Source organism: Psychrobacter sp. 1U1 (genome assembly GCF_051847535.1).
GTDB classification, from domain to species: domain Bacteria; phylum Pseudomonadota; class Gammaproteobacteria; order Pseudomonadales; family Moraxellaceae; genus Psychrobacter; species Psychrobacter saeujeotis.
In genome coordinates, this window is sequence record NZ_JBPYDD010000004.1 from 262,204 (window position 1) to 284,071 (window position 21,868).

Consider the following 21,868-nt stretch of genomic DNA (forward strand, 5'->3'; position numbering starts at 1 on the left):
TGGGTTGAAACACTTTAATGCCAAACAATAAAAATGAGAGATATCAAAAAATTAATAACCGCTCATCTTCAAAATACAATCCTTAACAACGAGCTTCTATCGCTATCATAAAGTCTGTCGCAATGTCCGTACCACACTGATCATCAATCTCACGGACGCAAGTGGGACTGGTGACATTAATTTCTGTAATCCGGCCACCGATTAAGTCTAAACCAACGAACATGAGACCTTTTTCTTTGACAATAGGAGCGACTACTTCTGCCACTTGACGTTCAATATCGGTGAGCGGCATGGCCACACCGCTACCACCTGCAGCTAGATTACCACGGGTCTCGCCCTTGACTGGAATACGTGCCAAACTATAATCAACCACTACCCCATCGACGATCAACACACGCTTATCACCCTCAATAATCTCAGGTAGATAACGCTGTGCCATAATTGGCAAGGTCTCAAGTTCAGTCAAGATCTCCAGCGTTACGCCGATATTGGCACTGTCGGCGGTCAGACGAAAGATACCAGTTCCGCCCATCCCATCTAATGGCTTGACGATTACGTCTTGTTGCTCAGCGATAAACTTGCGAATGTGGGCCTGTTTACTGGTCACAATCGTTGGGCTCATATACTCGCTAAACCAAGTCGCAAACAGCTTCTCATTACAGTCGCGAATCGCTTGCGGGTCATTGACCACTAACACGCCTGCCGCTTTGGCATGATCGAGCAGGTAGGTTGCATAAATAAAGCGCATGTCGAACGGTGGATCCTTACGCATCAAAATCACGTTATAGTCACTGACCGGACCTGTCGCTTTATCACCTAACGTATAGAAGTTTTCAGGATCACGCTTTACCGTTACTGGCTGTGTATCGACCATCAACTGCCCACGATCCAACCATAGATCATGAATCTGACAATAACCAAGCGTATGACCGCGGTCTTGAGCGGCCCACATCATTGCCAAACTGGTATCTTTTTTATAGTTAACCTGCTCGATAGGATCCATGATAACGAGTATTTTTAGAGATTTTTTTTGATTTTCTTGGCTCATGATAAGGCTCACTTACGTTATATTATAAATAGGCAGTTATTAAAATTGACAGACACTTAATCTATAGGCAGGTATTTATAAACCCTTATTTATAAGTACCTGCAATATACTAACGCTTGAATACAGCTCAAGAACAGCATCCTAACAACAAACTATACGCCGTACTGCTCGCGGTAATGCTGCATCTTTGCAAGTTGGGTCGCGTCTTTATACTGGCCGCTTTGTGCACCATGGTCGTCTGCTAAATAACTAATTAAATCATCAATATTAACGAGAGCATGTACAGGCACTTCTAGCGTCGCGGTAAGCTCTTGTATAGCAGAATGATCATTTTGGCCTTTTTCTTTGCGATCAAGAGCAACAATAATACCCGCCACACTTGCACCCGATTGCTCTAAAATCTCGACCACTTCGCGCATCGCTGTACCCGCAGTAATAACATCGTCAAGCACCCAGACAGCTTTGCCACTGACATCAGCACCCACTAAGTTACCACCTTCGCCATGAGTTTTGGCTTCTTTACGATTATAACCCCATTTAGCATTGATGCCATGATGCAGCCATAACGCTTGCGCGGTTGCGGCCACAAATGGAATACCTTTATAAGCCGCGCCAAAAATAACCAGCTCTTGCTGCTCTGCACCGTTATTGCTAGCTGCCATCTGTTCAGCCAAAGCATCTGCATAACCGCGCGCTAGTAACGATAACATCTCACCTGTCGCTAGCAAGCCAGCATTAAAAAAATATGGGCTGATACGACCAGACTTAAGCACAAACTCACCAAACTTTAAAACTTGATTGTCTAAAGCGAGCTGAATAAATTGATGCGATGAGAAAGAAACGTTTTGGGCAGGTTGAGCATTAGTCATTGAGGCATTGAGCATTATGGCATTCCTATCAGCAAAATAAAGGGCAAAAAATTTGCATTATTGTACGCATTATTGGTCAGCTTGACCAACCATTGATGTCGTAATCTTGCATATTCGGATAACGAGTCAGTAGGCCATTACGCGATGAGAGATTAAAATAGCATTGACCATCATGGCTCACTTGTATGTCCCAGCCTAAATGATAAGCCGCAACAATAATATGTCCTGCAAATAGTCGCACTTGACGATACTGATAACGCTGTGCTGGTTCAAGATCAAGCTGGCTAAGCAAATAGCTACGGACATGCTGACAGATTTGCGCCGCGCTATAGCTATGATTGATAGTTTTGCGCGTACTACATTGCTTTAAAGCATGAAGAGCGACGCTACACGCCATAATATCTGTAGCCAAACTGCCCTCGCCTGTCTCAAACTGCTGCGGCTGCAAAATCACTTGCCAGTCATCAGCATAAAGGCTGTTGAGTAACTCATCAGGATTATAACGTTTGGTCAAAGCACGTAACGAGGCAGAAGACGCTTTGGTATCTTTTTTATTAAAATCGTTATTAGAGACATTGTTGTTAGAGCCACCGTCATTTTTATTAATTTTTACTGGGCTATCAGCAAGCGCAAAACCATAACGATTCAGTTTTGGATGAGCGCGAATTGCCTGCTGAATATCCGACATATCTAATAGAGTCATGTCACTTAGTGGCGATAATAACGGCTGCTCGCTATGATTTTGATAAAAATTATCAGGAAACTCGACAAGCTTTGCCGCATTTAATAATGACAAATGCTCAGCCAATGCCTCTGACGCAACCAGCTCCCATTTCGATAAGCTGTCTTCATTAGGCTGATAAAACCGCGCAGAATTTCCATAGAGCCGTCGCAATTGACCATTTAGGCGTCGAGCAGGCTCTGGGATATCACTTAAAGGCCGTGCAGGATCAAGTGGCGATTGGCTCGGATCAAAGTTAGGGTGCACGATCGCAGGCTGCTTACTATCAGCCAATGTAGACGACAGATCAGCATTGCCTTCTGCCAGTTTATCGCTTATTACTGCACGTTCAGCACTGGATAAGCGATTATCAGAAGTAGAAGGCTGGGTCATGAAATCTCCATAAACTATAAAACATAAAATCAATTCTAATTAAATCAAACTGTCATCTTATGCCTTTCACAAAAGTTAGAGTAGCAAGGAAAACAAGTGTAAGTACTACATATTGTAGACTAAACGAGTTTGACACCGCTAATCATACTTTTTGGATTTGGCATTACTCTTGATGACTCAAAATATCACGATAACCTGCTTGCCAGTCAGGATAATTGAGCCAAGCTAACGGAATGTTGCTATGTAAGCGTTTCCCCGTAACCGCTGTTTTTTTATTATCAATAGCAGGAGGCGTCTCTCCTATCTGCTCACTTAACCAAACGCCTAGCTCAAAAGTTGTGACTGGCGCATAGTCAGTGGCGATATAAAGGGGCTTCGGCGCATCTGTAATCAGTACATTGGCGATAATATTGACCAAATCACGATCCATAATACGATTGCTCCAGTGCGCGGCTGCCACGGGCTTTTTCTGTGGCTCGCGGGCTTTACGTAGGCGCATGAGACGCTCACGTCCGTAAATTCCGCTCGGACGAATGACAATGGTTTTATGACCAAAACCTTGTTGCAGCGCTTGTTCTGCTTGGAGTATCACTTTGGAAGCTGCGCGCTCAGGAGTAACAGGCGCAGTATCTTCATCAATCCATTCGCCACTATCCTGCCCATAAATACCCGTTGAGGAAATAAAAACCACGCGCACAAGGTTGGTTAGCGTGTCCGCAAGCTCTGCTAAATGTTGATTAATCGCCAAGTAACTATCGTGATAACCGCTGGTCGAATATTCATCGGGAGTGACGATAACTGCCATATGAGTAAAGTCTTGGAGCTGCTCAGCGCTAAGTGTCAACGCATCAGCTTGCATAAACTTTGCATTACTATCTAAATCATAATGTTCGCGTTTACTGCGGGCAAGACCCGTGACCGATAAACCGTCCTCAGCAAGTTTATTGGTGACTGGCAGTCCGATATCACCTTGTCCGATAATCAGTAAATTTTGCGTACTCATTTTATATCCTTAAAAATAGCGTCTGTATGACAATTGCACATCGTCATTGGCATCGACGCGATCTTGCCAGTCGTAGTTGGCATTGATGCGTAATGCTTGTTTTTTATCGATATCGTATTGCAGACCTAAGCTTGAGATCGGCTGCCAATAATGACCGCGAGTGTTAGAGTCGTCGCTGCTGCCATGATACCAATATGGCAATTGCAATTCAGCCTGCGCGCGTAACTGATTGTTAATCTGATAACGGCAGCCAGCATTTACGCCTGCGCCTACGCGAAAACCTTTATTAATCCCGCGCCCGGCTTGCCCTTTCCCTGATAATAGGGCATAGCATAACTGTGGCGGCATCTCACCAGTACCAGCACTAGGTGTACCGAACGCCCACGACCAGCCAGTTTCATAGCCAACGCTCCCAACTAGATGATCCCGACCCTCGGCTTGCGAGCCATCGTTCACACGCGTTGCTTCGACACTTGCGCCCCAAGTCTTGCCTTGCTTGGCAGTATTGACCGGATTAAAAGAGCGTCCGCGCAGCACGGTAAAGTTTTCTAATACCACGCTATCAGGTTCATTGTCCTTACTGCTATCAGTATCATAAAAGCGCAGCGTAGTGGCGAGCGCTTCTAAATTAAAGAACTGTGAAAATCCTGACGCCCGATCAAGGGTGTCATGAAAGCCTAGACGTAACCCAACATCAACATAGCTGTTGTCACCGCGCTGCCCAATACCAATTTGAGCCACTTGCAAAGGATGCCTGTCGATAGGGTTATTATCTGAGGCGACAATGCCATGATCTATAATCGTTTTTGGGTCAGCATCACCAGCAGATATACTTGATGCCAAATTGCGCTCTGCTGATTTAATATCAAGAGCGTCATCTTTAGACAGTTTCTGATAACCAAGCGCTGCTGCTTTGGCTTTATTCAGCTCAGCTTGACGTACGGTACTGTCAGCTGGTGTGTAACGGGCATTTGCTAATATGGCTTCTTTATTTAGCAGTTGAATCACGTCGGAAGGAATAACGACATAGGGCAATTGACTGAGCAAATCCTGCTCAGGGCGCACGACATCAATCAACCGTAAAATCTCAGAAGCACAGTTATCTGTGGTGAAATAATAAAGAATATCTAAATCCTTGGTTTCCCATACATGCAATATAATTTGCTGCACTTCTGCGGGTGTCAAATCCAACTGATACGTCCAAGCGTCACGCTCATCGTCTTTGAGATACTTGGCCAGCTTCTCTGGATAAGGGTCAATCTCAATCCTATTATCATAGCCGCCACTGGTAGCCTTGATAGCATAAACAGCAAAAGCATCATCAGGATTACCATCGACGGTATCGTTGAGCGCGTAAGCATGATGAATTTGGCTAGGATTTGCCGCGCTTGCTGGCGAGTCAATACGCAGCAAGGTGTGAGCAAAAGCGGAGATAGGATTGTCCAAATACTCCTCAGCAAACATAATCGACAGCTGCTCGGGGTTCAGCATAGCCATCCACTCTTTAAGCTCTGGGCAGTCAGCTTGCAAGCTCGAACTATTAATGCCCAAAGTCTCAGTAAGCCAGTGCGTGCGCGCTGGAAAACGACAAATGGCTGAGTTTGAGTTATTGGTAGACTGTATGGTTTGAGAGGTTGCGATTTGATTGGCAAATGCCACAAGCATCGCATCAAGCTCAGCACTGGCATCTTGTTGTCCGTTAGCACTGAGAAAAAACTCTGGACTATCGATTAAGCTTTTGGGCGCATCTCTATTAAAGAACGACTTTTTATCATCCAAAAAATATAATAACCGTCGCCATGTTGTATGCTCAGCAAGATTGTCTGCTTGCACCTGCTTACGCCATGTGGCTAATAGTTGTTCGGCTTGTAGTGAATGAGCTTGATTGTTTTGCACACTCTTGTCACTATCCAAATTCACCGCTTTTGCTTGAGGCGCAGAACTTATATCAGGCGCTAATTCTCCTGTCGTCACTACTGACAATGGCGTTGGCAAAAAGGCCTGCGCATTTGCAGAGAGTAGTAGCCCAGCAATAACAAGTGACAAACGTGCTCGATGACTGCAAGCTCGCAGGGTAATTGCGCTTAAGGTACAATCTACAGATATAGAAGACGGCTTTATAGACATAAGGTAAAATCTCGCACGTTAATATTGATAGGCTGGTAGCGCTGCTAAGGTCTGGTCAACAAGTTCTGCTAGGTTGTTGACTTAAATATTTCAAAAACTATCCTTGAGCTAAACTATTTAATTATTTGGTTCTTAAGCATATAAATTATGTTTGTTGCTACTTTACGAAAACTTATTAATACCACTATATAAGATAAAGAGAACATTATGCTCAGTTCAGCTACCCCATCGTCAATGACTATCAAAGACGGCCTATTATCCGACGCGACGTGGGTTGCATCACCGAATTATAATAAACGACCTGACAATACGACTATTGATACTATCGTCATCCATAATATTAGCCTACCACCGAATGAGTTTGGCACCTGTGGTACTGACGGCGTACATTATGTAAAAGCGCTATTTACCAATCAATTAGACTGGGACGCACATCCTTATTTTCAGACGATTGAAGGCGCAGAAGTTTCAGCGCACCTATTTATCGAACGTGATGGCTCTATTACTCAATTTGTAAATTTCGATGAACGCGCGTGGCATGCGGGTAGATCAAGCTACCTTGGCCGACCTGAATGTAACGATTATAGCATTGGCATCGAGCTTGAAGGGTCAGATTTTGTGACCTTCACCATCGCTCAATACGACACGCTTGCAGCAGTAGTCGCCGCTATATACGCCGCCTATCCAAAAACCCGCCGACACCTAACCGGACACAGTGATATTGCACCGGGACGTAAGACAGATCCTGGTGATTATTTTGAATGGGCGAAGTTGCGTGAGCTGGTGGCCGAGAAATTATGTAAGTAGCGATTACTCATAATAACAGCAGCAGTCAATTCCACATTCAATTCATTTATCTATGCTAGAGATATGCCATGAAAGTGCTATAATCCGTCAGTTTTTTGACAACACTACATCAGCAAACAACCATCAGTAAACAATTTGGCAAAATAGGTTCTCATGGCAAAAAGTCGGTTATTTCGTTCAACCATGGTGGTCAGTAGCATGACCATGCTGTCGCGTATTTTAGGTCTAGTGCGCGATATCGTACTATTAGGTGTCTTTGGCGCAGGTGGCCTGATGGATGCTTTTTTGGTCGCCTTTAAGATACCAAACTTTTTGCGGCGTCTGTTTGCGGAAGGTGCGTTTAGCCAAGCTTTCGTTCCTGTACTGTCCGAATATAAAGAAAAATACAGTCTGCAACAGGTACAGGTTTTAGTCAGTCGTACCTCAGGGGCGCTGTTGCTAGTTTTATCCATGCTGACAGTCGTTGTCATTTTAATCGCGCCTTGGGTGGTGACATTATTTGCGCCTGGCTTTGCCGATCAGCCCGACAAATTTGCCATTACCGCTGAGCTGCTCCGTCTTACCTTCCCTTACTTACTGTTTATTTCTATGACCGCTTTTGCCAGCGGTATCTTGCAAAGTTACGGGCGTTTTGCTGCGCCAGCCTTTGCACCAGTATTATTAAACTTATGTATGATTGGCGCTGCGCTAATATTTGCTCCAATGTTCGATACGCCGATTATGGCGCTCGGTTATGCGGTCGCTATCGCTGGTTTGTTGCAGTTTTTAATACAGCTGCCACAGCTATGGCAACAAAAACTGCTGGTCGCACCTAAAGTTGATTTCAAACACGAAGGCGTTAGACGCATCTTAAAACTTATGCTGCCGGCTATCTTTGGCGTCTCTGTCACTCAGATTAATCTGCTGCTCAATACTGTCTTCGCCTCTCTTATGATTGGTGGTTCAGTCTCTTGGTTGTATGCTGCCGAACGTATGAGCGAGCTACCACTAGGACTAATCGGTGTCGCTATCGGTACGGTTATTCTGCCAAGCTTGTCAAAAAGTGAGGCGCAAAAAGATGATGTTAGCTTTAAAAAGACCATTGATTGGGCAGCGCGGCTAATCATTTTGGTTGGTGTTCCAGCATCAGCAGCTCTGTTTATACTGGCCGATACGTTGATGCAGGCGCTGTTCTTACGTGGTGAATTTACCTTACGTGATGCGCAGATGAGTGCGCTGGCGTTACGCAGTATGGCAGGTGGTATTTTAGGATTTATGCTGATTAAAATATTCGCGCCAGCATTTTTTGCCCGCCAAGATACTAGAACACCGGTAAAAATCGGTATCGTTTCCGTTTTTGCCAATATGGTGTTTAGTGTCATATTTATCGGCATATTTTACTTCTTTGACATGCCGCTGCATGGCGGCTTGGCATTAGCAACGACGGGGGCAGCCTTTGTAAACGCAGGCTTGTTGTATTATTTCTTACATAAGCGTGAGATATTCCGTTTTGGCAGTCACTGGAAAAAGCTTTTTGCTCAATTTGCGATTTCTACAAGCGCCATGGTCGCCGTCCTTTATATCATGCTGCCCTACTTTCCAACGGATGACGCTCAATGGCGACGTATAGCAGCTTTGCTCATTATGTGTGCGGTTGGTGCGGTAGTTTATGGCGTGGTATTGTTAGCAACAGGCTTCCGTCCTCGTCAGCTAAAACACGGTTAAAACTAAGTGTTGAAAACTCAGTGTTGAAAACTCAGTGGCGTACAAGATTACGAAACCAAAACAAGCTTAGTATGAGAATTGATAGTGAATGACGCTGATAGTTGCCATAATTGTTTTTTAATGAATAAATGACTATTGAGGACTATTATGATAACTAAAAATTCAACGTTACAATTTTCACGACCTAGACTATTACGCTTGCCAACCATACTAACTGTCGGCGTACTAAGCACTGGACTACTTTTAACTGGTTGTAGCGATAATGACAATGTAAAAACAGAGACAGCAGACAGTGATACTCAAAACACCGCAGCTGTCGTTGAGACCTCTGAGGATGAGGCAGCTGAAGCAGAATTAACTAATGCTGACAATGCTGTTGAAAGTGAACAGATAGCAGCAGATAGCGTTGAAGAGGAAACTGCTATTGATAGTGATAATATCAATCCAGTTACCTCCTCTGCCAAGCAGAAAAGTCTAGTCACCAATCCTACTGAAGCTGGTACACCAGAAGATACTGTTAAAAAAGCGCTAAACAGCTTGTACTATGATGATGCAAAAAAATCTGCCTCTTATTATGAAGTAGATATGGCAAACTTTGAAGAGGAGCTGGCCAATACGCAGTTGGCTTTTCAGCAAACGGTCGAAGGCGTCACTATTACTGATACTACATATAATGATGATAAAACGCGTGCCACTATCACCGGTGAGCTCATGCTGAAAGACCAAAGTGAGCCTGCGCCACTGACCTATGAGCTGCAAAAGATAGATGGCCAATGGAAAATTTTAGGCTAGAACATTTAGGGTCTGTTATTAATTATGCGTTATCGGCCTTTGTTTGTTCAACTACCACGGTTTTACCAAGCATTACAACATCCGCGATAAACCCCTGCATATCACATACTTTTGGCATATAACCCCACTGCTCAAAACCAAGCTTACGAAACAGTCCTAAGCTTGGTTTATTGTGGGCAAAGACAAGCGCGACGACATTTTGAATTCCAAGATTTGGCGCTTGCGCCAGCATCCAGCGTGCGAGCAAACTGCCCAAGCCTTTTCCTTGGTAGCCTTGATGCAGGTAGATGCTAATCTCAGTGCTAATATGGTAAGCCGTACGAGCATACAAATCACTAAAGCTGCCCCATGCAACGATTGGTGACTTTGTTTGTGTGACAATCTTATCATCATCTGCTGATATAACCGCTGCTCTAACTACATAAATGGGACGCGTTGGACTATTTAGATGTTCATCAAACCACTCTGCACGCTCTTCACAAGTCACCGGCGTCAAGTTTGCTGTCGCTTGCTTGCCGGCAATACTTTGATTATAAATTGCCAAAATCTCTGGTAAATCCTGTTTATTGGCAAGATGCACCATAAACTGCTCGTCAAGATTGTATATTGATGAATTAGGCGGTATAGCATTCAAAGTAATGTTAGTCATAGAGTTTCCATAGCTAATGGCATAGTAAATAATGAGGCGATGTAACGTTTTTATAGTAGATTGACTATACTTGTATTATCAGCAGACTATAGATGTTAGTGTGACTATTTTACTTTATAATAGCTGGTTTTAGACACATCGTTTTTTAGTACAGGTGTGTTTTTTGTTTTTTTATTTGGTCTTATCTATCATAGCTGAAATTTATGAACACCTATTTTCTTGAGCAACTGATTGCATCACCAAGCACTTTGCCTGCAGATACCAGTCCTGTAGATTTGGCACCTTGCGTGCTTACTATTGGCAACTTCGACGGTGTACATTTAGGTCATCAAGCGATGTTAGCGCAAGTGCGTGACATCGCTAACACGCAAAACCTCCATTCTGCCGTCATGATATTTGAACCCCAACCGCGCGAGTTTTTTGCACCAGCCAAGGCTCCAGCGCGCTTGACCAATCTAGTAGAAAAGCAAGCCTTATTAGCCGAGCATGGAGTCGACACTTTAATCGTTGCAAGCTTTGATGATGAGTTTCGTTCGCTATCAGCGCAGGCGTTCGCTGATCTGTTGGCACTGCGCCTAAATGTCAAAGCTTTGGTATTAGGTGATGACTTTAAATTTGGTCATGATCGTACTGGTGACAGTCAGTTTTTACGAGATTATGGATTAAATGTGACCAATCTACATACGGTCACCGATGATAGCAGTAAAGCGGCCCGCATTAGCTCCACACGTGTTCGTGACTTATTGTTAGCAGGGGATATCGACTCGGCCAATGTTTTACTTGGTCGCGACTATACTATGACAGGATCGGTTGTCAGCGGAGATAAAATCGGTCGAACGATGGACTTTCCCACCGCTAATATAAATCTGGATCGTTTAAAGCCTGCACTTCATGGTATTTTTGCTGTTGATGTGGTCAGTCTTGATGATAAAGGCAGAATAATACCCCATGGCTTGGCAAAACTGGCTACGGGTAAGAAAACAGGTGTGGTAGGCCTACGTCCGCATAGCTTGTTTGGTACTGCAAATATCGGTATCAGACCTTCTATTAATAAAGCACATAACTGGCGCTTGGAAGTGCATTTTCCAGAGTTTGAAGGCGATTTGTACGATCTAACCTTACAAGTACGCTTTTTGCATTTTTTGCATGGTGAACGGCGCTACGAGAGTTTAGAAGACCTTAAAGCAGGTATTCATCAAGATGTTAAAGAATTACTTGAATGGCGAGAGCATCAACAAATAAGTTAAAGAGCGCAACTTGTTTGCAGATAAAAAGCCCACAAGCTGTAAGGTTGTGGGCTTTTTTAATTCATCTGTTGTTTTACTCTAAGCGTCTGGATGCAAGCGTACATTTAATTCATCAATCGTCTCAACCCACACTGCATCTTTTTGCCATTCTTCTTGCAAAAACATACGCTGATTATCATTCCAAATATGAGCATCGATCAGCTCTTCTTCTTTTGCTAATTGGTTCTTTTCGATAAACTCATCAATCGCTTCATCCGAGCTATCTAGCCCCAACTGAGCAAATAGCTCATTCATATTATATTCAGGTTCACCCAACATATTGTCTCTCCTTAAATAATGCAAGTTTGATTGTACTTATTATTTCAACGAACGCATTTATTGTAGCAAGCTTTTTTTTATTCGCTGTTAATCAACGTGTATCTAACGTTATCAATTGTATTGATGTACGCTTAAAACCCAAAAAGCCCTCTATATAAGAGGGCTTCTTCTAGATTACTTTGTACAATGGGTTTAGCAAATTTACGACCTATGGAAGCAGGTGTGCAACCGCATCACGCTCTTCGCTAAGTTCTTGTTCTGTAGCTGCCATCTTCTCTTTTGAGAAATCTGATGACACGTCAACGCCGTCTACGATAGACCAATCGCCGTTGCTACATGTACATGGGAATGAGTAAATCAAACCCTCAGCGATACCGTATTCGCCGTTTGAATAAACACCCATTGATACCCAATCGTTTTCATCAGTACCGAGTGCCCATGTACGCATATGAGCGATGGCAGCATTGGCAGCAGAGGCCGCAGATGATGCACCGCGCGCTTTGATGATTGCTGCACCGCGCTGTTGTACTTCTGGAATATAAGTATTTTCGTACCAGTCGCGATCTACCAAATCTAATGCTGGCTTACCATTTACCGTACAAGCGGTTAGATCTGGATACTGAGTTGATGAGTGATTGCCCCAGATAGTCATGTTTTTAATGTCATTAACAGTGCTGTCAGTCTTTTGAGCCAACTGTGCCATCGCACGATTGTGATCTAGACGAGTCATGGCAGTAAAGTTACGTGGATCAAGATCTGGCGCATTACGCTGGGCGATTAGCGCGTTGGTGTTGGCAGGGTTGCCGACGACCAATACTTTTACATCACGGCTGGCCACTTCGTTTAATGCTTTACCTTGTGCTGAGAAGATCGCAGCGTTGGCTTCTAGCAAGTCTTTGCGCTCCATACCTGGGCCACGCGGACGTGCACCTACTAGTAACGCATAATCGATATCTTTGAATGCAACATTGGCATCATCAGTCTGGACAATACCTGCCAACAATGGGAATGCACAGTCTTCTAATTCCATGACCACGCCCTTTAAAGCATCAAGCGCTGGTGTGATTTCAAGCAATTGTAAAATAACTGGTTGATCTTTACCAAGCATCTCACCAGATGCAATACGAAATAGCATCGCGTAGCTGATATTACCAGCGGCACCAGTCACGGCAATACGTAAAGGCTGTTTCATAGAATACTCCCTAATTAATTATTAGATAATGTCGTCATCATTATACAGACAAGCATAATAGATATGGACTTGCGCAATGAGATATAGACTTGCTCAATGGTAGCGGTCACAAACCGAAAGCTAGTGTAGCACTTCATTTAGTAAACCGTCTAGGGACAACGATGTGCTTACTGATGTCTATATTGTTACATTTTATACGTACAAAAGTTTGTCAGCAAAAACCATCATGCACATAAGAAAGGGCTGTACAGTAAGAGAACTGCTTTAATTGATTTGTCTCATCAATAGTTATGGCTACTTACCACCCGAAATAATAAAGTTACTGCCGCAACTATTTATTACTTCGTTGCATTTACCAAACTGGCCACCGTCGTAGCAAACATGTATGTCAGTCAGTACAGACTGACGACGATTACCAGCTTGACAGATCAAATCAACACTAGCAGAAGACATTCCACTATTGAGGCGAGTCATTTGACTAATAAAACGAGACTTTGAAACCGTATAACTATTACCTGTATTCAATTCGCTAGGTAGTTTTAAAACGCCGGCATAGTTGGTAATTTGGCGAAAATAGCTGCTGGCGCTCAGCGGACTACAAGCACCATGATGCTGCCATGCTTGGCTACGTACGGTCGTATCAGGCATAATACGATTAACAACTTTTAGCTGCAACGGCGTTAAACGTGGATCACTACCGCGACCACAGCGCTCTCCATATCCCATATCCAGCCCAGATACCGTCAAGGAATAACCTTCTAAACATTGACGCATGCGTGCGCGTGAAGGTTGCAAATTACACAGCGCTGGTGTCATCTCAATCATTAGTACCCTTTGATTAGATTGAATAGCATTTGCTGCCTGTGCTGGTAGTAAAAATATGCCTTGTAGTAGGATTAGACCTACAATATTCAAGGTTAGATAATGATTTTTATTAGGGACATTATTTTCAAGTTTGTTCGACCAATATCTTTGTGACCCATCTCTTTTTATATCACTTCGCCGTAATTTAGCTATTGAAACAAATACCCGCACAAACTGGCGCGCACGCTTTCGAGCAGATAACTGAAATCTGGTGAACGTATGCGCAAGCCGGATGGGGGCATTGTTTATCATAAATAAAAAAATACTCAATAGTTATTAAACATGGACAGCAGCATTTAGGCAACATCATACAGTAAAATGCAGCTAAGTTCTGAACGTAAAATGCTAATAATTTAAGCAACAGTTTTAAATGAACCGTTTAGTAAAACTTTGTAAAGAATGACAATTATAACAGAGGTAGCAAAGCGCTTTCACATCGTCCTTACTACCACTTACAAAAACTTTAATTTTATAATACCGACATAGGAAAAATCAGATCGCTGTTAAATCTAAAGCGCTGCTGGCACTGTGCCCATACGTTCACTAATCGACTTAGTACGACCCAACAAACTACTATAAACAGTCGCGTTCTCCATTACATGCTTCACATAATTACGAGTCTCAGGATAGGCTATCGATTCAACATACTGATCTGCGGCAAGCGGACCATAAGTAGGTTGCCAGCGTTTGGCATTGTTAGGACCAGCATTGTAACCTGCCGTTGCCAGTACAGGCTGATAGTTCAGCTTACTCAAGATATCACTCATATACCATGTGCCATAGCGAATATTAGTGTCTCCACTATTGGCACGGCTGGCACTATACGACTCACCTAGGTTACGTGCGATATATTTTGCTGTACCTGGCATGATTTGCATAAGTCCACTAGCGCCAACGTTAGAACGTGCTGACGTCACAAAGCGGCTTTCTTGACGCATAATGCCATAAGCCCATGCTGGATCAATACCGGCCGACTGACTATAACGTACCACCGCATCTTGATGCGGCATTGGATGCGATAATGCCAAACTGTTTATCCTATTAGTATTGTCGGCAGCATAAATAGCACGATCAAGCCAGCCCATATCATGCGCTTGACGAGCCGCTGCAATAATTAAGCCATCATCACGATTATCGCGTGCCTGCTTTACAGCCCAGTTCCATTCACGGTTGGCATAGGCACGGCTAGCGTCAGCATTATATAAAGCAAAAGCGCGTGCAAAGTGTTGGTCTTGTAGAACACGAGCTTTATCAGCAGTACTTACATTTGGCAGGTTGCTACCACCTAAGCTCCTAGCATCGAAACGCTGTCCGACTTTGTCTTTAGCCATCAAACCATAATAATCATTACTTTTGGCCAAATATTGATACATTTTCTTAGCCGTATTGCGCTTGCTGCTGTTATTTGACTGTTCGTATGCACGTGCTAACCAATATTGCCACTGATTCAGTTTTTGGGTTTCAGCATCCATCTGCGAGATAGATTCGATCACATCATCCCAACGGCTAAAACGGATAGCCGCCTTGGCATAATCTTCAGCTTCTTCAAAGTTAAAATCATCGTCTAAGCTGTTGCGAAACCAGTCGATAGCCTCAGCGCTAAAACCATCATCAGTGGTGTGGTTCATACGCTCTACCCCTAGAATACGGTAAGCGTAGCGACGTGTATCATCATTCAATAATTTGGCTGAACGCTGATTGTCTTGTTTGATATCAAAATCTAACTGCAGAGCAGCTTCACGGTATGACTTTTCAGCGAGTCGTCCTATAGCATATAGATATAAATACTGGTTGGTTTGGTTATTAGGCTGCATGCTAAAGCGACCAAAATAAGCACTTGGATTAAGCTGAATCTCGCTTAACGTAGAATAAGGAATCGGCGTACCAAGACGTGATGATAATGCCATAATATCGCCTGTCTTGCCTTTACGTAACATACGTTTGAGACGAGCGGCGCGGTCTTGATTACTAATAAGCGTATTATTATTAAGCTCAGTGGCAAGCTGATCACACAGTGCAGGCTGCTTAAGCGTGTTCAACCAAACATCTGACTTTTCTGCCAGCGCACGCATCGTATCACCGCCACTATTAAATCCAAGAGCAACAGCACAGCGCTCACTACGATCGCCATTTGTCACTAAATTAGCAACTTGACGTACCGAAGCGTGGTCACCTGAAGCGGCTTTTGTTTCGGCAAAATCAGCAACCAATTTTTCAGCCATTACCGTATTAGGATACTGACGAACGAACTGCGATACGGCGGCAGAGGTTTGTGCCTCTAAATCTAGATTCATACGCCAGTAGGTCGGATACATGGCAAACAATCCGCCACTCATCAATTGCTCATAATTAAACAAGGCATTAACGTCCCCGCGGTCTGCCGCTTGTGCAGCTAATGTAAAGTAATCCACACTGTTGTCTTGCTGGTAACTATTACCATAAGAGGTTGTAGGCTGTGCACAAGCAACCTGTGACAACCCAGCTGCACTCATTGCGGTGACTAGACTTAGCGCCCCAATACGTAATGATCGGGCTTGCACGCCCATAACAGTTATATGGCGTTTAGGTTTAGACATAGCAAAATCACTAGCTTGGCTGTTATTTTGAATGTGATTGGCAGCTGACTGCTTTCTCATACTTTCTCTCTTTGTATTTTAATCATCATTTACTGCCAAAACCCTTTATGCTGTTTTAGCTCTCTTATCTGTGCTCATTTCCTGTACTAACTTTATGAACGTCATTCTAATATTTGACAAATACTCTTTATTAACATCGACTATCTGTTCATTCATACCATGATAGGCTCACTACTTATTAAAATGAGTAGAGATCAGTCAAAATAAGTAAAGACTAGAACAATGTACTGTATTGGTAGTATCACACTTATCATACTACATTCATCTGACCTTCAACCAGCGCCCTTACTATTCGTTAATAAATAAGAGAGTGGCGCGTAACACAGAGATGATATAGCGCCGACTCTGCTATATTCGTCAAACACCTATAAAAATCATGATAAGCAATTGATAGTATTATAAATAATTTATAACAATAATGGCCAATACTATACGGTTACTTTTCACATTAGTAGATGGTTATGATAAAATACGCCACGCATTAATGGCCTATCGTTGCCATGTTTTGATAATTTTTGATAATTATGGATTTTAACTTATGAGTGTTTCTGTATTCGACCCCCGCATCACTGACGCTAGTGCTAAAACTGATGTCACTGCGCCTGCTATCAATGCACTCGTAGAGACAAATCCAGAAATTGCTTCAGCCGCTACTAAGAAAGTATTTATCACGACTCAAGGCTGTCAGATGAACGTTTATGACTCTGATAAAATGCTTGATGTGCTGGGTGATTCGCACGGCATGGTGGTGACACAAGATATTGATGAGGCGGATGTGCTTTTAATGAATACCTGCTCTATCCGCGAAAAAGCCCAAGAAAAAGTCTTTTCAGAATTGGGCCGTTGGCGCAAATTGAAAGAGAAACGTCCAGACTTGGTTATTGGAGTCGGTGGCTGCGTGGCCTCGCAAGAAGGGGACAATATCCAAAAACGCGCGCCTTACGTTGATATGATATTTGGGCCGCAGACCTTGCACCGTCTGCCAGAACTATATGATCAATCAAGCGAGCAACGCAATATCGCTCCCAAAAATCGTATTGGCACCATTGACATCTCTTTTCCTAGTATCGAAAAGTTTGACTTTTTGCCTGAGCCCAAGGTAGAGGGTTATAAGGCCTTTGTTTCTATTATGGAAGGCTGCTCAAAGTATTGCTCATTTTGCGTCGTACCCTATACACGCGGCGAAGAGCTGTCACGTCCATTAGACGATGTATTGGCTGAGATTGACAGTTTGGCGGCGCAAGGTATTCGTGAAATCAACCTACTCGGTCAAAACGTCAATGGTTATCGCGGTGAAAAGGATGATGGCAGTATTTGCCGTTTCGCTGAGCTGCTGCATTATGTATCACATATCGATGGCGTTGAGCGTATTCGCTATACTACAAGCCATCCGCTAGAGTTTACTGATGATATCATTGATGCTTATGCGCAATTACCAGAGCTGGTATCGCACCTGCATCTACCTGTACAAAGTGGCTCAAACAACATCCTTGCAGCGATGAAACGCAATCATACGATCGATGTTTATATCAATCAGATTAATAAACTCAAAGCTATTCGTCCTGACATTTACCTGTCGAGCGACTTTATCATTGGCTTCCCTGGTGAAACCGATCAAGACTTCCAAGATACATTGAACCTGGCAAAAGAGTTAAACTTCGATCACTCTTATAGCTTTATCTATTCTAAGCGCCCAGGTACGCCAGCAGCAGAGCTGCCTGACAATGTGAGCTTTACGACCAAAAAAGAGCGTTTAGCAGAGTTTCAGCAAGTCATTATTGACTCAACACTTGCTAAAACTCATGAAATGGTCGGCACGACGACTCGCGTATTGGTTGAACAAGTGGCAGATCGTCACCCAGATTGCCTAATCGGCACGGCGGACAATACCCGTACTGTTATGTTCCCTTATGATATGGAACAAATAGATCAGCTACTCGGTAAAATCGTCAATGTGCGCGTAACGGATTTTGTGAGTCCGCATATGGTTAAGGGTGAGCTTGAAGCTGTTTTAGCCTAAATCTATTTAGTCTAAATATCTAAATACAAACAAAAAAAGGCGCTTACTATTTGCTAGTAAGCGACTTTTTTATGACGCAATGATAAGTTTTTAAATAACAAACGGCTTATTTTAAGCAATAAAGCTATTCAACACTTCAGCCAATAGCGCCGCTGCAATTAATATAAATATAACCCCGCAACCACGATTGAGCCATCCCAAACGGTTGCCAACATCGAGCCAGCTTGCAAGCTTTGTACCACCTAGGGTATAAACGATTTGCCAAATTGTCTCACTCAAAAACAATCCTATAGTCAATACCACATATTGTGGCCACAATGGCGCACTAAAATTAATGAACTTAGGAAAGAGCGCAGCAAAGAACAAGATGGCTTTTGGGTTAGACAGTGATACCCAAATACCAGTACGAAATAAGGTTGTGTTGCTCGGAGACATCTTAACTGCTGCACTAGATAGCGAGCGTGGTCTGGGCATATCAGCCATAGGTTGCATAGTAGTGGGATAGTCAGCTACCACCTCTTCACCTATCTCACAAGCATCACTCATTAAGCTGCCTTCACTAGCATCGCGCCACGAGCTGATACCCAAATAGATAAGATATGCTGCGCCGACTGCTTTAATAACCGTAAGCAACCAAGGGGACTGGCGACTGATGACATCCAATCCAAGCAATGTCGATAATAGCAGTATAAACAAACCAAGGCTTAACCCCGCCAGCGTCCAGATTGTCCGCTTGACTCCATAGTTCATCCCATACTGGAACGCTAATAACATATTGGGACCAGGGGTCGCTGAAATAAAAAACGTACTTGCAAAAAATACCGCAAACAGATGCCAAGACATCAACCAACCCCTACTCTTTTATTTAAAATAAATGGCATAAACGCAAAAGACGCAAAAAATAAATACCGCCATAAAGACGGTATATTTTATGCTACTTCATAACAAAAAAGAACTGCTTACTGCCTTAACTAACCGCACAGCTCTTAAGCAATTTTTGTAAAAACTCATCACAGCGCGCAATCTCACTCAATGCCACGAACTCATCGGCTTTATGCGCCTGCTCAATGCTGCCGGGGCCACAAATAATGGTCGGAATGCCAGAATTGGTAAACTGCCCGCCTTCGGTGGCATAAGCCACTTTATGGCGCTCATTATCGCCCGTTAATGCCGCTATCAGCGTTTGTAGCTCATCATTATTATTATCGTTCATTGCGGGTACGCCCTCTTCCTGTATCAGCTCGATACCGGTTTCAGGAGACCGCGCTTGCATCTGCGCGTTTAGCTCGGCAATTTTAGCTTGGATGGGCGCTACAATATTCTCTTGCGTCATATGCGGTAGATTACGATAGTCAAAGGTGAACTCGCACAGATTGGGTACGATATTGGTCGCTGTGCCGCCTTTTATTGTACCCACTGACATGGTTGAAAAAGGCACATCAAACATGTCATCGTTGTCATCACGCTGGCTAATCTCTTCCGCCAACTCATCGACATAGCCGATTAGACGACTGGCATAGCTGATGGCATTGACGCCCTGTTTGGTCAATGATGAATGCACAGACTTGCCATGGACGCGGCAGCGATAAACAGCAATGCCTTTATGTGCCACAACCACCGTCATATTGGTTGGCTCACCGACGATACAATAATCAGGAGTGATACCGCGCGCCTCAATATCCGCTAAAATCAGCGGCGCACCCAAACAGCCCACCTCTTCATCAAAGGATAGTGCCAGATGCAGCGGACGGCTCAGCTTACCCGCTTTAGATAATTCTACTGCTTTAGGTAGCACCGTTAAGCTACAGGCAATAAAGCCTTTCATGTCACAAGCACCGCGCCCATATAGCTTGTCACCACGAATGGTCGCGGTGAATGGCTCCGATGCCCACTCTTGTCCATCAACTGGCACTACATCCGTATGACCAGACAACACAAGGCCACGGTTCACCTCATCAGCGTTGGCTCCTGCTGGGACGGTGACAAATAAATTGGCTTTATTTTTAGCCTCATTAAAAGTCAAATCCACCGATAAGCCCAATTGCTCACAATAGGCTTGTACATCTTCGATCAACGCTAAATTGGAATGGCGACTGACCGTATCAAAGCCTATCAGACGCTCTAGCCAATCGATACTTTGCGCAGGATACGTCACATGAGACAAGGTTTGATTATCATCATCGTTACTACTACTCATAGCCATAGAACATCCTCATTACGATATAAAACAAACATTAGTCTTTCTGGATTGAGCGCCGGTGTAACTCTTTTACCTTGTTGTCTAAATCTGTAACTGGGCCCTCTACTGGTATGTTCGGAGCCACTTCCTGAATCGACAAGGTATTGATAGGAGAAGAAGATTTAATGCCCATCTCCTCCATCCATTCGCCCAACTGTTTCGATGAGCTAACGTAAACAATACGCCCCAATCCTGCCCAAGCATGCGCAGCAGAACACATAGCACAGTGCTCGCCTGAGGTATAGACCACTGCTTTTGCACGCGCATCAGGGTCCATGTTTTGAGCCGCCCATTTGGCGACAGCAATCTCAGGGTGATAAGTCGCATCAACCGTATTGGCACGGTTACGATCTTCATGTAATACATGACCCTCGCTATCCACTAATACGCTACCGAATGGCTCATCGCCCGCTTCCAAAGCTTCGGCGGCAAGCTCAACGCAGCGACGCAGATGTTGCATGTCTTTGTCCGTTATCATCACAGTCTCCTTTTTAATCGCTTATAGCTTATAAGCTTACTGTCAACCAGCACTCCTATCACACTGCTTATTATAACGATTCAATTATGACGGATTGTTTTGATTCATGATATCTATCACTGGTGGCATCGGTTTCGGCAGCTTACCTTCTGCTTGTAACTCTTTGGTCGTTTTAGCATCAATGGCCAGTCCAGAAATCAGGGCGATATCTTTGACAGGTTTACGCTTACGGGTGGCAAAGCTTACAGGTATCATACGCGCAAACTCATAAATATAAAGGTAAGACTCTTCACCGCCCTCATATTCTTCATCTTCTTCAAGGCGGATAGCCCCAATTTTGGCCAAATCTGAAAGCATCTCATTTTCTTCAGCAGTCAGACCACAATCAGTAACCCCAAACCCTGTCATAAAACCATTCGCCCACTGTTTCAAAGCAATGACACGTTCGTATAAGCTATGTTCGTCATCAGGGACAAGTGGCATATATGCATAGGCATCGTCTTTGTCTTTTAGCTGAAATACTGTATCTTCGCCCTCCTCTGCCAATAAGGTTAGCGCCGCGTCTGGCAATGGTGCAAAACTTAGCTCTGCAAGGACAGTCGCCCATTCTTGCTCACTAGGAGCATTGCATGCTGTCATCAAGCCTGTCATCAAACCATGTAGCTCACTAATGCTAACATCAGTCCAATCTTCAATGGTATTTGACCAAGTATTCCAGCCTGAGATGTTGTCATTCATAACTATCGTCCTATCAATTAGTC

19 protein-coding genes are annotated in these 21,868 nt (G+C 43.7%); 5 read left to right on the top strand and 14 right to left on the bottom strand.

The window, feature by feature from the left end:
• Positions 1-82: 82 nt before the first annotated feature.
• From gshB to ACS8FB_RS07815, 5 genes are all read right to left on the bottom strand, one after another.
• Positions 83-1,048, bottom strand: coding sequence for a glutathione synthase (gene gshB, locus ACS8FB_RS07795; RefSeq protein ID WP_439261904.1), 966 nt, complete (start codon positions 1,046-1,048; stop codon positions 83-85).
• A gap of 152 nt (positions 1,049-1,200) precedes the next feature.
• Positions 1,201-1,917, bottom strand: a complete 717-nt coding sequence (gene pyrE, locus ACS8FB_RS07800; RefSeq protein WP_439262138.1) for an orotate phosphoribosyltransferase — start codon at positions 1,915-1,917, stop codon at positions 1,201-1,203.
• A 76-nt stretch (positions 1,918-1,993) separates the two neighbouring features.
• On the bottom strand, positions 1,994-3,031 hold the full coding sequence (locus tag ACS8FB_RS07805) for a hypothetical protein (protein ID WP_439261906.1): 1,038 nt from the start codon (positions 3,029-3,031) through the stop codon (positions 1,994-1,996).
• A gap of 163 nt (positions 3,032-3,194) precedes the next feature.
• Positions 3,195-4,034, bottom strand: coding sequence for an SDR family oxidoreductase (locus tag ACS8FB_RS07810; RefSeq protein WP_439261908.1), 840 nt, complete (start codon positions 4,032-4,034; stop codon positions 3,195-3,197).
• Positions 4,035-4,043: 9 nt separating this feature from the next.
• Positions 4,044-6,161 carry an Lnb N-terminal periplasmic domain-containing protein gene (locus ACS8FB_RS07815; RefSeq protein ID WP_439261909.1) on the bottom strand — a complete coding sequence of 706 codons (2,118 nt, stop codon included), beginning with the start codon at positions 6,159-6,161 and terminating at the stop codon, positions 4,044-4,046.
• A 207-nt stretch (positions 6,162-6,368) separates the two neighbouring features.
• Between ACS8FB_RS07815 and ampD the strand changes: the two genes are divergently transcribed.
• From ampD to ACS8FB_RS07830, 3 genes are all read left to right on the top strand, one after another.
• The gene (ampD, locus tag ACS8FB_RS07820) at positions 6,369-6,968 is read left to right on the top strand and encodes a 1,6-anhydro-N-acetylmuramyl-L-alanine amidase AmpD (protein ID WP_439261911.1); all 600 of its coding nucleotides are present in this window, start codon (positions 6,369-6,371) and stop codon (positions 6,966-6,968) included.
• A gap of 153 nt (positions 6,969-7,121) precedes the next feature.
• Complete coding sequence (murJ, locus tag ACS8FB_RS07825; protein WP_439261913.1) at positions 7,122-8,672, top strand: murein biosynthesis integral membrane protein MurJ; 1,551 nt, start codon at positions 7,122-7,124, stop codon at positions 8,670-8,672.
• A 147-nt stretch (positions 8,673-8,819) separates the two neighbouring features.
• A complete protein-coding gene (locus ACS8FB_RS07830) occupies positions 8,820-9,464 on the top strand; it encodes a hypothetical protein (protein ID WP_439261915.1) in 645 nt (214 codons plus the stop codon).
• A 22-nt stretch (positions 9,465-9,486) separates the two neighbouring features.
• Here the strand turns inward: ACS8FB_RS07830 and ACS8FB_RS07835 are convergent, their stop codons facing one another.
• Positions 9,487-10,113: a GNAT family N-acetyltransferase gene (locus ACS8FB_RS07835; RefSeq protein ID WP_439261917.1), complete on the bottom strand. Its 627-nt coding sequence runs from the start codon at positions 10,111-10,113 to the stop codon at positions 9,487-9,489.
• A gap of 203 nt (positions 10,114-10,316) precedes the next feature.
• On the opposite strand from ACS8FB_RS07835, the gene ribF reads away from it, so the two are divergent.
• Positions 10,317-11,360, top strand: coding sequence for a riboflavin biosynthesis protein RibF (ribF, locus tag ACS8FB_RS07840; RefSeq protein ID WP_439261919.1), 1,044 nt, complete (start codon positions 10,317-10,319; stop codon positions 11,358-11,360).
• A 78-nt stretch (positions 11,361-11,438) separates the two neighbouring features.
• On the opposite strand, the gene ACS8FB_RS07845 is transcribed toward ribF, so the two are convergent.
• From ACS8FB_RS07845 to ACS8FB_RS07860, 4 genes are all read right to left on the bottom strand, one after another.
• Positions 11,439-11,678, bottom strand: coding sequence for a DUF2789 domain-containing protein (locus tag ACS8FB_RS07845; protein WP_299217662.1), 240 nt, complete (start codon positions 11,676-11,678; stop codon positions 11,439-11,441).
• Positions 11,679-11,886: 208 nt separating this feature from the next.
• A complete protein-coding gene (locus ACS8FB_RS07850; protein ID WP_299217665.1) occupies positions 11,887-12,870 on the bottom strand; it encodes a malate dehydrogenase in 984 nt (327 codons plus the stop codon).
• A gap of 294 nt (positions 12,871-13,164) precedes the next feature.
• Positions 13,165-13,986 (bottom strand): T2 family ribonuclease, encoded by an 822-nt coding sequence (locus ACS8FB_RS07855; RefSeq protein WP_439261921.1) that lies wholly within the window; start codon positions 13,984-13,986, stop codon positions 13,165-13,167.
• Between the two features lie 257 nt (positions 13,987-14,243).
• Positions 14,244-16,280: a lytic transglycosylase domain-containing protein gene (locus ACS8FB_RS07860; RefSeq protein WP_439262140.1), complete on the bottom strand. Its 2,037-nt coding sequence runs from the start codon at positions 16,278-16,280 to the stop codon at positions 14,244-14,246.
• A 628-nt stretch (positions 16,281-16,908) separates the two neighbouring features.
• Here ACS8FB_RS07860 and miaB point away from each other — a divergent pair.
• Positions 16,909-18,390, top strand: coding sequence for a tRNA (N6-isopentenyl adenosine(37)-C2)-methylthiotransferase MiaB (gene miaB, locus ACS8FB_RS07865; RefSeq protein ID WP_439261923.1), 1,482 nt, complete (start codon positions 16,909-16,911; stop codon positions 18,388-18,390).
• 111 nt (positions 18,391-18,501) lie between these two features.
• On the opposite strand, the gene ACS8FB_RS07870 is transcribed toward miaB, so the two are convergent.
• The 4 genes from ACS8FB_RS07870 to ACS8FB_RS07885 all read right to left on the bottom strand — a co-directional run bounded on the left by ACS8FB_RS07870 (position 18,502) and on the right by ACS8FB_RS07885 (position 21,845).
• On the bottom strand, positions 18,502-19,233 hold the full coding sequence (locus ACS8FB_RS07870; RefSeq protein WP_439261925.1) for a LysE family translocator: 732 nt from the start codon (positions 19,231-19,233) through the stop codon (positions 18,502-18,504).
• A gap of 124 nt (positions 19,234-19,357) precedes the next feature.
• Positions 19,358-20,593, bottom strand: a complete 1,236-nt coding sequence (gene argE, locus ACS8FB_RS07875; RefSeq protein ID WP_439261927.1) for an acetylornithine deacetylase — start codon at positions 20,591-20,593, stop codon at positions 19,358-19,360.
• Between the two features lie 31 nt (positions 20,594-20,624).
• Positions 20,625-21,107 carry a nucleoside deaminase gene (locus ACS8FB_RS07880; protein ID WP_439261929.1) on the bottom strand — a complete coding sequence of 161 codons (483 nt, stop codon included), beginning with the start codon at positions 21,105-21,107 and terminating at the stop codon, positions 20,625-20,627.
• An 84-nt stretch (positions 21,108-21,191) separates the two neighbouring features.
• Positions 21,192-21,845 (bottom strand): UPF0149 family protein, encoded by a 654-nt coding sequence (locus ACS8FB_RS07885; protein ID WP_439261930.1) that lies wholly within the window; start codon positions 21,843-21,845, stop codon positions 21,192-21,194.
• Between the last annotated feature and the right edge of the window lie 23 nt (positions 21,846-21,868).

Bases quoted from the DNA above. Each gene is read 5' to 3' on its own strand.
- ACS8FB_RS07810 (WP_439261908.1), bottom strand. From the start codon at position 4,034: ATGAGTACGCAAAATTTACTGATTATCGGACAAGGTGATATCGGACTG.
- ACS8FB_RS07815 (WP_439261909.1), bottom strand. From the start codon at position 6,161: ATGTCTATAAAGCCGTCTTCTATATCTGTAGATTGTACCTTAAGCGCA.
- ACS8FB_RS07855 (WP_439261921.1), bottom strand. From the start codon at position 13,986: ATGATAAACAATGCCCCCATCCGGCTTGCGCATACGTTCACCAGATTT.
- pyrE (WP_439262138.1), bottom strand. From the start codon at position 1,917: ATGACTAATGCTCAACCTGCCCAAAACGTTTCTTTCTCATCGCATCAA.
- ACS8FB_RS07860 (WP_439262140.1), bottom strand. From the start codon at position 16,280: ATGGGCGTGCAAGCCCGATCATTACGTATTGGGGCGCTAAGTCTAGTC.
- ACS8FB_RS07830 (WP_439261915.1), top strand. From the start codon at position 8,820: ATGATAACTAAAAATTCAACGTTACAATTTTCACGACCTAGACTATTA.
- ampD (WP_439261911.1), top strand. From the start codon at position 6,369: ATGCTCAGTTCAGCTACCCCATCGTCAATGACTATCAAAGACGGCCTA.
- argE (WP_439261927.1), bottom strand. From the start codon at position 20,593: ATGGCTATGAGTAGTAGTAACGATGATGATAATCAAACCTTGTCTCAT.
- murJ (WP_439261913.1), top strand. From the start codon at position 7,122: ATGGCAAAAAGTCGGTTATTTCGTTCAACCATGGTGGTCAGTAGCATG.
- ACS8FB_RS07805 (WP_439261906.1), bottom strand. From the start codon at position 3,031: ATGACCCAGCCTTCTACTTCTGATAATCGCTTATCCAGTGCTGAACGT.
- ACS8FB_RS07845 (WP_299217662.1), bottom strand. From the start codon at position 11,678: ATGTTGGGTGAACCTGAATATAATATGAATGAGCTATTTGCTCAGTTG.
- ACS8FB_RS07885 (WP_439261930.1), bottom strand. From the start codon at position 21,845: ATGAATGACAACATCTCAGGCTGGAATACTTGGTCAAATACCATTGAA.
- miaB (WP_439261923.1), top strand. From the start codon at position 16,909: ATGAGTGTTTCTGTATTCGACCCCCGCATCACTGACGCTAGTGCTAAA.
- gshB (WP_439261904.1), bottom strand. From the start codon at position 1,048: ATGAGCCAAGAAAATCAAAAAAAATCTCTAAAAATACTCGTTATCATG.
- ACS8FB_RS07850 (WP_299217665.1), bottom strand. From the start codon at position 12,870: ATGAAACAGCCTTTACGTATTGCCGTGACTGGTGCCGCTGGTAATATC.
- ACS8FB_RS07835 (WP_439261917.1), bottom strand. From the start codon at position 10,113: ATGACTAACATTACTTTGAATGCTATACCGCCTAATTCATCAATATAC.
- ACS8FB_RS07880 (WP_439261929.1), bottom strand. From the start codon at position 21,107: ATGATAACGGACAAAGACATGCAACATCTGCGTCGCTGCGTTGAGCTT.
- ribF (WP_439261919.1), top strand. From the start codon at position 10,317: ATGAACACCTATTTTCTTGAGCAACTGATTGCATCACCAAGCACTTTG.
- ACS8FB_RS07870 (WP_439261925.1), bottom strand. From the start codon at position 19,233: ATGTCTTGGCATCTGTTTGCGGTATTTTTTGCAAGTACGTTTTTTATT.